General features: G+C 37.4%; 11 protein-coding genes and 1 other annotated feature. Of the genes, 5 read left to right on the top strand and 6 right to left on the bottom strand.

The features are described from left to right. Window positions 1-27: 27 nt before the first annotated feature. The 4 genes from ACXKY9_RS23185 (at window position 28) to leuS (ending at window position 6,126) form a co-directional block, all read left to right on the top strand. Window positions 28-525: a cation:proton antiporter regulatory subunit gene (locus ACXKY9_RS23185; RefSeq protein WP_001026053.1), complete on the top strand. Its 498-nt coding sequence runs from the start codon at window positions 28-30 to the stop codon at window positions 523-525. A 3-nt stretch (window positions 526-528) separates the two neighbouring features. After that, a complete protein-coding gene (locus ACXKY9_RS23180; RefSeq protein ID WP_000380174.1) occupies window positions 529-1,752 on the top strand; it encodes a cation:proton antiporter in 1,224 nt (407 codons plus the stop codon). A gap of 299 nt (window positions 1,753-2,051) precedes the next feature. After that, the gene (locus tag ACXKY9_RS23175) at window positions 2,052-3,245 is read left to right on the top strand and encodes an MDR family MFS transporter (RefSeq protein WP_001137561.1); all 1,194 of its coding nucleotides are present in this window, start codon (window positions 2,052-2,054) and stop codon (window positions 3,243-3,245) included. A gap of 187 nt (window positions 3,246-3,432) precedes the next feature. Continuing rightward, window positions 3,433-3,652, top strand: a binding site (T-box leader). A 65-nt stretch (window positions 3,653-3,717) separates the two neighbouring features. Continuing rightward, the gene (gene leuS / locus ACXKY9_RS23170; RefSeq protein ID WP_000009458.1) at window positions 3,718-6,126 is read left to right on the top strand and encodes a leucine--tRNA ligase; all 2,409 of its coding nucleotides are present in this window, start codon (window positions 3,718-3,720) and stop codon (window positions 6,124-6,126) included. Window positions 6,127-6,150: 24 nt separating this feature from the next. On the opposite strand, the gene ACXKY9_RS23165 is transcribed toward leuS, so the two are convergent. Beyond that, window positions 6,151-6,579: a GNAT family N-acetyltransferase gene (locus tag ACXKY9_RS23165; RefSeq protein ID WP_000800325.1), complete on the bottom strand. Its 429-nt coding sequence runs from the start codon at window positions 6,577-6,579 to the stop codon at window positions 6,151-6,153. Between the two features lie 150 nt (window positions 6,580-6,729). Here ACXKY9_RS23165 and ACXKY9_RS23160 point away from each other — a divergent pair, with 150 nt between their 5' ends. Further along, window positions 6,730-7,755, top strand: a complete 1,026-nt coding sequence (locus tag ACXKY9_RS23160) for a hypothetical protein (protein ID WP_000677627.1) — start codon at window positions 6,730-6,732, stop codon at window positions 7,753-7,755. A 44-nt stretch (window positions 7,756-7,799) separates the two neighbouring features. On the opposite strand, the gene ACXKY9_RS23155 is transcribed toward ACXKY9_RS23160, so the two are convergent. The 5 genes from ACXKY9_RS23155 to ACXKY9_RS23135 form a co-directional block, all read right to left on the bottom strand. Continuing rightward, window positions 7,800-8,222 (bottom strand): pyrophosphohydrolase domain-containing protein, encoded by a 423-nt coding sequence (locus ACXKY9_RS23155; protein ID WP_000180554.1) that lies wholly within the window; start codon window positions 8,220-8,222, stop codon window positions 7,800-7,802. Window positions 8,223-8,319: 97 nt separating this feature from the next. Then, the gene (locus ACXKY9_RS23150; protein WP_000038781.1) at window positions 8,320-8,505 is read right to left on the bottom strand and encodes a hypothetical protein; all 186 of its coding nucleotides are present in this window, start codon (window positions 8,503-8,505) and stop codon (window positions 8,320-8,322) included. 90 nt (window positions 8,506-8,595) lie between these two features. Beyond that, the gene (gene gerHC / locus ACXKY9_RS23145) at window positions 8,596-9,681 is read right to left on the bottom strand and encodes a spore germination protein GerHC (protein WP_000411390.1); all 1,086 of its coding nucleotides are present in this window, start codon (window positions 9,679-9,681) and stop codon (window positions 8,596-8,598) included. Next, window positions 9,651-10,751 (bottom strand): spore germination protein, encoded by a 1,101-nt coding sequence (locus tag ACXKY9_RS23140; RefSeq protein WP_000049083.1) that lies wholly within the window; start codon window positions 10,749-10,751, stop codon window positions 9,651-9,653. Before ACXKY9_RS23140 ends, gerHC begins: the two co-directional genes overlap by 31 nt. A 16-nt stretch (window positions 10,752-10,767) precedes the next feature. Beyond that, complete coding sequence (locus tag ACXKY9_RS23135) at window positions 10,768-12,993, bottom strand: spore germination protein (RefSeq protein ID WP_000638052.1); 2,226 nt, start codon at window positions 12,991-12,993, stop codon at window positions 10,768-10,770. Between the last annotated feature and the right edge of the window lie 10 nt (window positions 12,994-13,003).

Here is a 13,003-nt window from a genome sequence, read left to right as displayed (position 1 = left end):
TAACTAAAAAATTAGGAGGCGGAAAATATGAATATTAGAGAGAGTGAACTGCCGGGTATTGGATGTAAGTTTGAAGTGATTACAAAAGGTAATGAAAAGATGGTTATCGTTATTCATGATGATGGCCGAAGAGAAATGTACCATTTTGATGCTGATCATGAAGAGAGTATTTCAAGCGTCTCTCTTCGTGATTCTGAAGCGAGACAAATTGCAGCTATATTGGGCGGAATGGTATATAGGCCACAAGCTTTAGATACGATTGAAATGGCTTTTGAGGGATTATCAATTGAGTGGTTTAAGGTGGAAAATAATGCACCAGTTGTACAAAAAACAATTGGTAGTTTACATGTTCGAAACACATATAACGTAACGATTATTGCCATTTTGAAAAAGAATATGAAGAAGTTCTTTAATCCAGGCCCAGATTCTATCATTGAAGCTGGCGATATGCTCGTATTATCAGGTGAAAGACATGAAGTGAAAAGAATTATTAATGAGTTGCTTTCAGTAGGAGGGGATTCATAATCGATGGATACTTTAATCTTTGAAGTTGGAACTGCGTTAGTATTAGTCGCTTTTGCAGCTATTCTCGCTGCAAAGTTAAAGTTCTCGATTATTCCGTTTCTTATTATACTCGGTATGCTAGTGGGGCCTCATGCCCCAGATTTAGGGCTTATCGATTTAAGATTTATTGAAAGTGGAGAAGTTATTTCCTTCCTCGGCCGTGTTGGCGTCATATTCCTCCTATTTTACTTAGGTTTAGAATTCTCAATTAAAAAATTAATTAAATCAGGAAAATCAATTGCTTTTGGGGGAACTGTTCATATATCGCTTAATTTTATATTAGGTTTACTTTACGGATATATAATGGGTTTCCCCTTATTAGAAACATTAATTATTGCTGGGATCATAACAATTTCATCGAGTGCAATTGTTGCGAAAGTAATTGTTGATTTAAGAAGATCTGGTAATAAAGAGACGGAGCTAATTTTAGGAATCATTATGTTTGATGATATCTTTTTAGCGGTATATTTATCAGTCGTTTCAGGATTAGTACTTGGAGGGGCAACATCATTTGTAGGTGCTCTTACATCTATTTTAATCGCAGTAGGTTATATGCTACTATTCTTTGTAGTTGCTAGGAAAGCTACACGGTTTTTAAATAAAATGTTAGATATTTCGTCCAATGAAATTTTTATTATTGTAATATTCGCTATTTTGTTCTTTGTAGCAGGATTTTCAGAAACGATTCATGTTGCAGAGGCAATTGGAGCATTATTACTAGGACTCGTTTTTTCTGAAACAGAGCATAGTGATCGAATTGAACAGCTTGTCGTTCCGTTTCGTGATTTCTTTGGAGCTATATTCTTTTTCAGCTTCGGTTTAAGTATAGACCCATTTTCACTTGGCGGAGCAGTGTGGTTGGCATTAGGAGCAGTTTTCATTACTCTTATCGGTAATTTTACTGCTGGAATGGTTGCGGGGCGTAAAGCTGGGTTATCGCATAAGGCTTCTACGAATATCGGTTTAACACTTGTATCACGCGGAGAATTTTCTATTATCGTCGCGAATATTGGAATTGCGGGTGGCTTAATGGCAGCGATTAAACCGTTCTCAGCTTTGTATGTTTTAATATTAGCATCGTTAGGACCTTTGTTAACGAAAGAATCTGGGAGAATATACTCGCTACTAGATAAGGTGTTTAAATGGAGTGCTAAAGAACGTGTGAAGCGAGAAAAGGAAGTTGGATAGTACAAATAAGGGTAGACTGCATGAAAATTTCATGCAGTCTACCCTTTTATATATTGTTACTGTTGTCGTTTTTTGTCGGTAAGTCGATATATTTTAATAATCGCTGATATATTTGTAGTTGCGCCGATATATTCTGATAATCGCTGATATAATCCAAGAAGCAACCAATATAAATTCATTTACCGACGAACTATTATCTGAATTTCATCAACTATTAATCAGTTGCCTTCCTATTTAAAAACGACTACAATTTTACTGTTATATATATGAACGAAAAAAATAGAATAGGAGGGGAAGCTATGCCAAGGAAAGTATGGCTATTAGTAGCTGGGATGATTATTAATGTCACGGGTGCTTCTTTTTTATGGCCTTTTAATACAATTTATTTACATGATCACTTGGGAAAATCTTTATCTGTGGCCGGAATGGTATTAATGATCAACTCGCTTACTGGTGTAATCGGAAACTTGCTCGGCGGTGTTTTATTTGATAAATGGGGCGGTTATAAATCAACTTTAGTAGGGATTGTGATTACACTTGTATCAATTTTAGGTCTTGTGTTCTTCCACGGTTGGCCGTTATATGTTGTATGGCTAGCGTTAATCGGCTTCGGTTCTGGAATGGTCTTCCCATCGATGTATGCGATGGTTGGTACGGTTTGGCCAGAAGGCGGAAGACGGGCATTTAATGCGATGTACGTTGGACAAAATGTTGGTATTGCGATCGGAACAGCATGTGGTGGATTAGTTGCATCGTATCGTTTTGATTATATTTTCTTAGCGAACTTTATTTTATACTTTGTTTTCTTCTTAATTGCTTTTATTGGATTCCGCGGTATGGAAGACAAGAAAGAGCCAGGAGTGCAAAAAGAAGTCGAAACGAAAAAAGGGTGGTCACTTACACCTGGATTTAAAGCACTTCTTATCGTGTGTGTAGCATATGCTTTATGCTGGGTTACATACGTACAGTGGCAAGGAGCGATTGCAACACATATGCAAGAATTGAATATTAGCCTTCGTCACTATAGTTTATTATGGACGATAAACGGAGCGATGATTGTTTGTGCGCAGCCACTTGTTAGTATGCTAATTCGCTGGATGAAGCGTTCTTTAAAACAGCAAATTATGATTGGAATCTTCATTTTTGCAGCTTCATTCATTGTGTTAAGTCAAGCGCAACAATTTACGATGTTCCTCGTTGCGATGGTAACATTAACAATAGGTGAGTTATTTGTATGGCCTGCGGTTCCAACGATTGCAAATATACTTGCACCAAAAGATAAATTAGGTTTTTATCAAGGGGTTGTAAATAGTGCGGCGACTGTAGGGAAAATGTTCGGGCCAGTCGTTGGCGGAGCAATTGTGGATTTATACAATATGGAAGTATTGTTTATAGCAATCATGGTAATGCTTGTAGTAGCGCTTATAGCAACGAGCATTTATGATAAACGAGTAAAAGTAGAAGAAACAGTTGAAGAAAAAATTGCAGTTTAGTTTGACGGAACATGTAACATGTTTTAGAATATATTTAAATAAAACAACCTTTAGAACAAGGGAGATAGCTCGGCTGTCTTAAGATGAATTCGTTAGTTATTAAGAGTAACGATTAACCGAGAAGTCCTCGCTTTAAGTAAGCTCTTAAGAGATACTAGGTGAAGGATAGTTCACGTAACTTATATGTGTAATAACAGTGAGAAGGAGTAGTAGTAATAGAAGCTGGTTTAGAGAGTTGACGGTCGGTGCAAGTCAATCCACGTTTCGTTATGAACTCGCCTTTGAGTTGCAGTTGTGAAACTAATAGTAGCAATTGCCGTTAATCCACGTTACGGATCTAAGCGAATGTATATTTGTACATTAATTTAGGGTGGTACCGCGGGAATCTATAACCTCTCGTCCCTTTTTAGGGATGAGAGGTTTTTTGTATTTTGGGCGGTGAAAATAAATAGAATTTCAAGGAGGGTATCTCATGAGCTTTAATCATCAAGAAATTGAGAAGAAGTGGCAAGGGTACTGGGAAGAGAATAAAACATTCCGTACGCCAGATGAGACAGAAAAACCAAAATTTTATGCACTAGATATGTTCCCATATCCATCAGGTGCAGGCTTACACGTAGGACATCCAGAAGGTTATACAGCGACAGATATTTTATCTCGTATGAAGCGTATGCAAGGATATAACGTTCTTCATCCAATGGGATGGGATGCATTTGGTCTTCCAGCAGAGCAATATGCACTTGATACTGGAAACAGCCCAGCTGAATTTACAGAGCATAATATTAATACGTTCCGTAACCAAATTAAATCATTAGGTTTCTCTTACGATTGGGACCGTGAAGTAAATACAACAGATCCAAACTACTATAAGTGGACGCAATGGATCTTCCTAAAACTATTTGAAAAAGGCTTAGCTTACGTTGATGAAGTACCTGTAAACTGGTGCCCAGCACTTGGTACAGTACTTGCAAACGAAGAAATCATTGACGGTAAGAGTGAGCGTGGTGGACATCCAGTTGAGCGTCGTCCGATGAGACAGTGGATGTTAAAAATTACAGCTTACGGAGATCGTCTATTAGAAGATCTAGATGAGCTTGATTGGCCTGAAAGCTTAAAAGATATGCAACGTAACTGGATCGGTCGTTCTGAAGGTGCAGAAGTACACTTCAACATCGATGGTACAGACGAGAAATTCACAGTTTTCACAACACGCCCTGATACATTATTTGGTGCAACATACTGTGTACTAGCTCCAGAACATGCACTTGTTGCAGAAATTACAACAGCAGAACAAAAAGAAGCGGTAGAAGCTTACATTAACGCTGTAAAAATGAAGAGTGATCTAGAGCGTACAGAACTTGCGAAAGAAAAAACTGGTGTATTCACTGGTGCTTACGCAATTAACCCAGTAAACGGTGAGAAATTACCAATCTGGATTGCTGACTATGTTCTTGCAACTTACGGAACAGGTGCTGTAATGGCAGTTCCAGCTCACGATGAGCGTGACTATGAATTCGCATCAGTATTTAATCTTCCAATGAAGGAAGTTGTAAAAGGCGGAGATATTACGAAAGAAGTGTACACAGGTGATGGTGCACACGTAAACTCAGCATTCCTTGATGGTTTAAATAAAGAAGAAGCAATCGCAAAAATGATTGAATGGCTTGAAGTAACGAGCGCAGGAAATCAAAAAGTAACGTACCGTCTACGTGACTGGTTATTCAGCCGTCAACGTTACTGGGGTGAGCCAATTCCAGTAATTCACTGGGAAGATGGTACAATGACAGCTGTGAAAGAAGAGGAATTACCATTAGTTCTTCCGAAAACAGAAAACATCCGTCCTTCAGGTACAGGTGAATCACCACTTGCTAACATTGACGAGTGGGTAAATGTTGTTGATCCTGAGACTGGTAAAAAAGGTCGTCGTGAAACAAATACAATGCCGCAATGGGCTGGTAGCTGTTGGTATTACCTACGTTACATCGATCCAAACAATAGCGAAGCACTTGTAGATCCTGAAAAAGTAAAACAATGGCTTCCAGTTGATATTTATATCGGTGGTGCAGAGCACGCTGTACTTCACTTACTATATGCTCGTTTCTGGCATAAAGTATTATACGATATCGGTGTAGTTCCAACGAAAGAACCGTTCCAACAATTATTCAACCAAGGTATGATTCTAGGTGAAAACAACGAGAAAATGAGTAAATCAAAAGGTAACGTTGTAAACCCTGATGATATCGTAGCAAGCCACGGTGCAGATACACTTCGTCTATACGAAATGTTCATGGGACCATTAGATGCTTCAATCGCTTGGTCTGAAAATGGTCTTGACGGAGCTCGTCGTTTCCTAGACCGCGTATGGCGTCTATTCGTTCAAGATAACGGTGAATTAAGTGAGAAAATTACTGACGCACCAAATAAAGAGCTTGAAAAAGCTTACCATCAAACAGTGAAGAAAGTAACAGAAGACTATGCAGAGCTTCGCTTCAACACAGCGATTTCTCAAATGATGGTATTCATCAATGATGCATACAAAGCTGAAACACTTCCAAGAGAATATGTAGAAGGTTTCGTAAAAATGATTGCACCAGTTGCACCTCATATCGGGGAAGAGCTATGGAGCAAACTTGGATACAATGAAACAATCACATATGCAAGCTGGCCAACATTTGATGAGTCTAAACTTGTAGAAGATGAAGTTGAAATCGTTGTTCAAGTTATGGGTAAAGTTCGCGCAAAACTAACAATGAGTAAAGACGCATCAAAAGAAGAAATGGAACAACTTGCACTTGAAGCAATTCAAGACCAAATTGAAGGGAAAACAGTTCGTAAAGTAATTGTTGTTCCTGGAAAACTTGTTAACGTTGTTGCAAACTAAATCATTTGAAAAAGCTCAGAGCGTTTATGTTCTGAGCTTTTTTGTATAGAAAATAATCTCAGGGTCACCTTCATCTAAGTTTTCAACTATTCCGCTACGTATAAAACCATTCGAGTTAAATACTTTCTGCATACTTTCATTCGATTCGTTCGTTGAAGAAAATATTTTTTGAGTAGGAGAATGACTTAACATATATGAGATTAACGAGCTTGCATAGCCTTGCCTTCTTTTAGTTGGTGAAACAATGATTAATGAGAGGAAAGTACAACCAAAGAAATTTGTATCGTATGTTAGAAAGCCAGAGATAGAATTTTCTTCTGTTACAATGATGCATCTGCCTTCACGGATAGTGTGCTTAATATAATTTCGTCTACTATCGTTTCCAATTACGTCAATATCTATATGGACGATTGAATCTAAATCATTGATAGAAGCCTTTGTTACATTCTTCAATATAAATACCTCCTAGAAAAAATATTCAGTTAATTAATTTTATCATGAATGAAGAAAAAGAAGCGGAATTCTAGTGCAGACAAACACCTATTCTTCTATAGGAAATATGATAAAAAAGGTAGGCTAAATTGAGTAGAAGAGGTGAAAGGAATGAAAGGGATGGACAATAATGCACCACATGGTTTCTTCGGGAGTGGATCGGATAGTTATGAACAAATGATGTTAATGGGAGGAGGACAACAAGGATACGGTGGAATTCCGAGCTGGATGGGCGGAACACCTGGAGGGTTTTCTACATCAGTAGCGGGTGTACAAACTGGAATTCCAACATTAACAGGAGGATTTCCATCATCGGTAGCCGGAGTGCAAACTGGAATCCCAACATTTGTTGGCGGAGCAGCGGGAGGAGTACCAGTAGGCGTACCAACTGCATTTCCATCTTTCGTTGGAGGAGTACAGACAGGATTTCCTGTACCGGGAGTAGGTGTTGTAGCAGGAGGAGTAGGTGGATATCCGCAAGTAGTTCACGGCTACCATGGTCATCATCACCACCATCAAGGTCAACATGGCCATCATGGACATCACCACCATCAAGGTCAACACGGCCATCATGGACATCACCACCATCAAGGTCAACACGGCCATCATGGACATCACCACCATCAAGGTCAACACGGCCATCAAGGTCATCACCACCATCAAGGTCAACACGGCCATCATGGTCATCACCATCATCAAGGTCAACATGGTCATCAGGGGCAACAAGTACATCACCACGGTCACCACCACATTCATCCGCAAGCTGTTCTTTATCAAACTCACCAAGGCCAACATGGTCACCATGGACATCACCACCAAGGCCAACATCATGGACACCAAGGTCACCACCATCACCAAGGTCATCAAGGCCAACACGGTCATCATGGGCAACAAGGCCAACATCATGGACACCAAGGTCAACATCATGGACACCAAGGTCAACATCATGGACACCAAGGTCAACATCATGGATACCAAGGTCAACAGCACCAACAGCACCAACAATATCAGCAATATCAACAACAACAACAATCTTCTCCTTGGACAGGTGGAATTGGAGCAGGAGGAGCAGGGGCAGCAGCAGGAGCAGCTAGTATTAGTGGAGCAGCAGGACACGCAGGGCACGTGGGTCATTAATGATTGGCAGAAAAAAAGCCATAATAAAAAACTGCTAGGAAATCCTAGCAGTTTTTTTCAGCTTCTTGACGCTGACGTTCAATTTCAGCACGAAGTTGTGGTTCCGGTGCTTGCCAGCCTTCTGGCTTTAGAATCTTACCGTCGCCTTCACGGAATCGAGGTTTCCCATCAGGGAATAGTTTTGCCATGTTGGCGTTGTTTACAATTTCGAATCCTTTATCTGGACGTACACCCATTTCGGCAAACGTTCCGAATGCAAAGTAAATAAGGTCAATTAGTGCATCGTATTGATCTTCAACAGTCGTTGCCTCTAGAAATTCTTCTAGTTCTTCCTGCATAAAACTTGCACGGATTTTTGCACGCTCTTCTGTTAATTTTGTTGGAGTATTTGTCACAGGATGTCCGAATACTTCATGCATTTTCGCAACAAGTTCGTATCCTTTATCTAAACCTTTTTCGTTTGTCATGTTGTTTCATCCTTTCTTACGTTATGCCGAAGTTTATTGTAACATAAGGTGATTATGAAATGAAAAGAACATCTTATTGAAATAAGATGTTCGCTCGTTATTCTTCTTTTTTTATTAAAAGCGATGAAATAAGATCGATGCCAAAAATACCGACGAGTAACATTGGTATAACGACAAGCAAGTAACGTGTGAAGGAAACATTTTTTAAGTATGTATGAGCAAATAAAAAGACGCCGAGAAATAAAATACCATTTAAAATAGGCTTTACTAATTTTTTAGACATAAGCTCCCCCATAAATATCTTCTCTCTCTATCTAAAATAAAAACTCCTCTCTCCGTTGTATCATGCTGGAGAGAGGAGTTCAATCATTTCTCATTCAATTACACCAGAATTTGTAATATTCACGGTGTATTTTATATGAACTGGAACATCTTTATACATTTGTCTCCATTCTTCTAATTTGAATGGGCGATAATGTTGCTTATACTTTGCACCTAGCCCGAGAGGATCGACGCCTAAAGATTTAAATTGCTTAATTAACTTAGCAGCTTGTTTATCTAATTGTTTTTGGACATCTTTTTCAATGTTTTTTGTGTTCTTGTTATTTTCTAAGTTAATTTGCTTTGATAGTTCTTGAATACGTGCGTCAAGACGAACGTGAATGAAAAAAGAAGGCTTTCCGTTTTTAATTTTTATATCGTAAGTTGGAACAGAACGAATATTATTAATCATTACGTACGCAGAATCTGTTTTAAATTCATGTGAATCTAATTTATGTTTCTCTAATAGTCCTTTAAATATGAACATATCTTTTTCCGCAATTTTACCGATATATTTATCCTTTTTAAAAAGACCAATTCCAGTGATTTTTATTTTATCACCATGCTTCTTTAGAATGGGAATATAGTAGTCTTGCCCTTCTTGATAATAACGAAATGCTCCTACATGCAGATTATCCGTTGGTAAAGGACCGGTCTCCATATTATGTTCTAACAACTTTTTTATATAAATTGCAACGTTGTATGAAGTGGAATATTTGCCTTTTAAAAGTTCAGTACCATTCCCCTCTAATAAAGCGGCATATAAAGCGTTCCCTATATTCACATCTCGAAGTAATGTATCGAATGAAGTAGACATTCCTGTTTTGGCAAGTCTTATCGTATATAGAGCGACACGCATTTGTCCACTAGCAAAAGGTTGAGAAGATTCTAATGATGTATCTGCTTTTACTTGTTTTACCGCATTTGCAGTTCCTTCAAAAACTTGAACTTTATTTCCTTTTTTCTGAATGGGGCAAACGAATGTCACTTTTACTTTGTTGCCTTTTGCAACGTCAAATACGGATCCTTGAATAAGTTGTACATCGTCGATAATATTTTTTTGTAAACATCCAATTAGACTGAAGAATGTTATACAAGAAATAAGTATTAATTTGCTTGTGCTTTTGATTTTTTCCATTTTCTTTTCACCCACACAATAATAAATAGGATTGGGATGTATACATAAATGAGCCAAAAACTAACCTTTGATACATTACTAATAAAGTTATTAATATCGTGTCTGTTTGTTAAAAGTTGTGAAACAATGAGGGTGATAAGGATAAAAGCGATTAAAACCCCTCTTTGTTTTACACGGAATATTTCATGAGTTGCTCTCATTGACGCCCATAAAGGGAGGATAAAACTTGAAATAATAACGAGTGCGTAGCCTGAAATTGCAATATATTCGAGTCTTTCTATAAATGGTAATTGAATGACTTGGGTCATAGAAAGTTGTGCCCATATCGTTTTTAATAATTGTTTTTCACTAAAAAATGCAAAGGCTAAAAGGGTGCTAAATAAATATAGAAGATTTGAAAATAGTGCTCCAAGCTGAGCGTATTTATGAGATTGCATAGGCTTTTTCACAAATGGATATACCATGAGGTAAATCTCAAAACCGGTCATACTGTAGATTGACAGTTGAGCGGATTTTAAAATGTCTGAAAAAGAATGTGTGAATATAGGTAGTAAATTATCCCAATGTGAATATTTCAAAACGAATAAGCTTAGAAATAAATATCCTAATGTACCACCAACAGAGATGACACAAATGCCAGTAATGACACGAAATCCAGAAGAGATAATGTAATAGCTAACTAAGCATAAAAAGAGTGTTAACATAAAGGTGGAAGCGGTAGGAAACATCCATACTTGAATAATTTCAACATATGTTCGAATAACCGAAATGCTGACGTTTAAAAAATAAGCTGCAAAGATGATATTAAAGATATTCCCTATCCACTTTCCGAACGTTTGCCTTTGTAAATCAATTAAATTTCCATTTGTTTCTTTTAATAAAAAATACATCATCCATATAAGGAGATGGATACAGAGTCCCGTGATTAGAACGCCCATCCATCCGTCGTATCCAGCGGCCTTTGCGATGATTCGAGCGAAGCCGAGAACGCCAGCACCAAACTGTGCACCGTGAATTAAGAAGAAAACAAAGACAGGAGATATTTGATATTTTTCTTGAACTTTACTCATCAATGCACCTCATTTCTTAATCATCAAAATCCGATCTATGTTTTGTTGAAATTCCTTTCGCAGCTTTTTTTACATGTTGTGGTCTTGCTTGTACATCTCTTGTATCAATCATTGTTAAAGGAAAACGGATCCAAGAATCTTTAACAGATTGTTGTCTTGTTGGATAGAACAAAGCGTACGGCTTGCGTAAAGAAGTAAGTCTAAACAGATGGGTGAATAAAAAGATAAATCCAAGTGAAATACCGAAAAGTCCTCCTATTTCTGCAAATATGAGAAACGGGAAACGTAGTAATCGAACCGCATTACCCATTTTATAAATAGGTGTAATAAAGGAAGCGAGTGCTGATAAGGCAACGATAATTAATAAAATATTACTCGTTAAACCTGCTTGTACAGATGCTTGCCCGATTACGATACCCCCTACGATACCGAGCGTTTGACCAACTTTCATCGGTAACCTTGCGCCGGCTTCTCTTAATAAATCAATTGCAAGTTCTAAAAAGAGAGCTTCAATTAAAGGCGGGAACGGTACTTGTGCTCTTGATAAAATTAAAGTTTCAAGTAAATCACTCGGAATAAGTTCATAATGATAATTTAAAACTGCAACGTATAACGGTGTAGCGCAAATTGAAAATAGAACGGCAATTAATCTTAAAACCCTTGAAAATGTAGCGTACATCCAGGAGACGTTATAGTCTTCTGGTGAAATGAAAAAATCGAAATAGGATACCGGTGTTAGTAAAACACTCGGAGAACCATCAACAAAAATAGCAATTTTCCCATCAATAAGCGCTTTTGTAACTCTATCAGTACGTTCTGTATTGATATATAGAGGGAAAATTGATTTTTCACCCATCAATTCTTGTATATAAGCACTATCATTAATTTGATCATATTCAAGAGCGCGTAATGATTCCTCGAGAAAATCTACATTATCTTTTTCAGCGAGGTTGTCTAAATACATCATGACAACTTTCGTTTTGGAAAACTCGCCGATAATCATTTCTTTTGTTTGTAAATCTAAAACAGGCAGACGTTTTCGAACTAAATTAATGTTTGTATCAATAGCCTCTACGAAACCTTCTTGCGGACCAATAACAGTTGATTCGTTTAAAGGAGGGGTTGGTGCACGATAATTATCAATTGCAATGTTTGCAAGCATACATTTTTGATCTTGCTGATTCAATTGAATGATCGCATGTCCCTTTAAAACCATGTCTTCAATTTTTTGCAAGTCGTTCGTAATTGTAATGCCACTCATCGGAATATGTTCTTTTAGTTCTTCTAGCGAAGTACAAGGTCTCTCTAAAAGAGTAGGCATTAAATATTTTTGTAATTTCTCCCCATCAAGTGAAGGGCGATAGTAAGAAATCCAATAAGGCATCGTTTCATCGTCAGATGTATGGTAATTAATAAAATCACTAGACTTTTTAAGTTTCTCTATTAAATCTTGTAGAGAATGAATACGGTCTTTTTCTGGTTTTGTAAAGTCATAAATACTATTACCTCCAGAGCTTTGTTGCTTACTTTGAGAAGGTTCATCTTGCTTAGCGTTTTGTTGTTTATCTTGAGACGAATCACCTTGTTTAGCACTTTGTTGTTTATCTTGAGATGAATCATCTTGTTTAGCACTTTGTTGCCTATCTTGAGACGAATCATCCTGTTTAGAGCTTTGTTGCTTATCCTGAAACGAATCATCTTGTTTAGAGCTTTGTTGCTTATCCTGAAACGAATCATCTTGTTTAGCGCTTTGTTGCTTATCCTGAAATGAATCATCTTGTTTAGCACTTTGTTGCCTATCTTGAGATGAATCATTCTGTTTAGCGCTTTGTTGTTTATCCTGTGAAGATTCATCTCGTTTAGATTTTTGTTGTTTATCTTGAGATGAATCATCTTGTTTAGCACTTTGTTGTTTATCTTGAGATGAATCATCTTGTTTAGCACTTTGTTGCCTATCTTGAAATGAATCATTCTGTTTAGCGCTTTGTTGTTTATCCTGTGAAGATTCATCTTGCTTAGAACTTTGTTGCTTATCCTGAGAAGATTCATCTTGTTTAGCGCTTTGTTGTTTATCCTGAGAAGAATCTTTTTGCTCGTTATTTTTACCTTTATTATGTTTTATACTTCTAGTCTGTTCTTTGTTATCATCCTCTTCATTGTTAGAATGCTGCTCCTGGTTATCTCTTTCGTTTGCTTCTGGTTTATTTAATTTTTTTTTCTTACGTAACCAATTCCAAATCATATGTATGCCC

Source organism: Bacillus sp. 2175 (assembly GCF_057812155.1).
Note: the sequence above shows the minus strand (reverse complement) of the source record. Positions and strands in the feature narration are given on the sequence as shown.

What these genes read in the sequence shown, in the direction of transcription:
- gerHC (WP_000411390.1), bottom strand. Translation starts at nt 9,681, where the DNA reads ATGGAAAAAATCAAAAGCACAAGCAAATTAATACTTATTTCTTGTATA.
- ACXKY9_RS23150 (WP_000038781.1), bottom strand. Translation starts at nt 8,505, where the DNA reads ATGTCTAAAAAATTAGTAAAGCCTATTTTAAATGGTATTTTATTTCTC.
- ACXKY9_RS23185 (WP_001026053.1), top strand. Translation starts at nt 28, where the DNA reads ATGAATATTAGAGAGAGTGAACTGCCGGGTATTGGATGTAAGTTTGAA.
- ACXKY9_RS23135 (WP_000638052.1), bottom strand. Translation starts at nt 12,993, where the DNA reads ATGATTTGGAATTGGTTACGTAAGAAAAAAAAATTAAATAAACCAGAA.
- ACXKY9_RS23180 (WP_000380174.1), top strand. Translation starts at nt 529, where the DNA reads ATGGATACTTTAATCTTTGAAGTTGGAACTGCGTTAGTATTAGTCGCT.
- ACXKY9_RS23160 (WP_000677627.1), top strand. Translation starts at nt 6,730, where the DNA reads ATGAAAGGGATGGACAATAATGCACCACATGGTTTCTTCGGGAGTGGA.
- ACXKY9_RS23140 (WP_000049083.1), bottom strand. Translation starts at nt 10,751, where the DNA reads ATGAGTAAAGTTCAAGAAAAATATCAAATATCTCCTGTCTTTGTTTTC.
- leuS (WP_000009458.1), top strand. Translation starts at nt 3,718, where the DNA reads ATGAGCTTTAATCATCAAGAAATTGAGAAGAAGTGGCAAGGGTACTGG.
- ACXKY9_RS23155 (WP_000180554.1), bottom strand. Translation starts at nt 8,222, where the DNA reads ATGACAAACGAAAAAGGTTTAGATAAAGGATACGAACTTGTTGCGAAA.
- ACXKY9_RS23175 (WP_001137561.1), top strand. Translation starts at nt 2,052, where the DNA reads ATGCCAAGGAAAGTATGGCTATTAGTAGCTGGGATGATTATTAATGTC.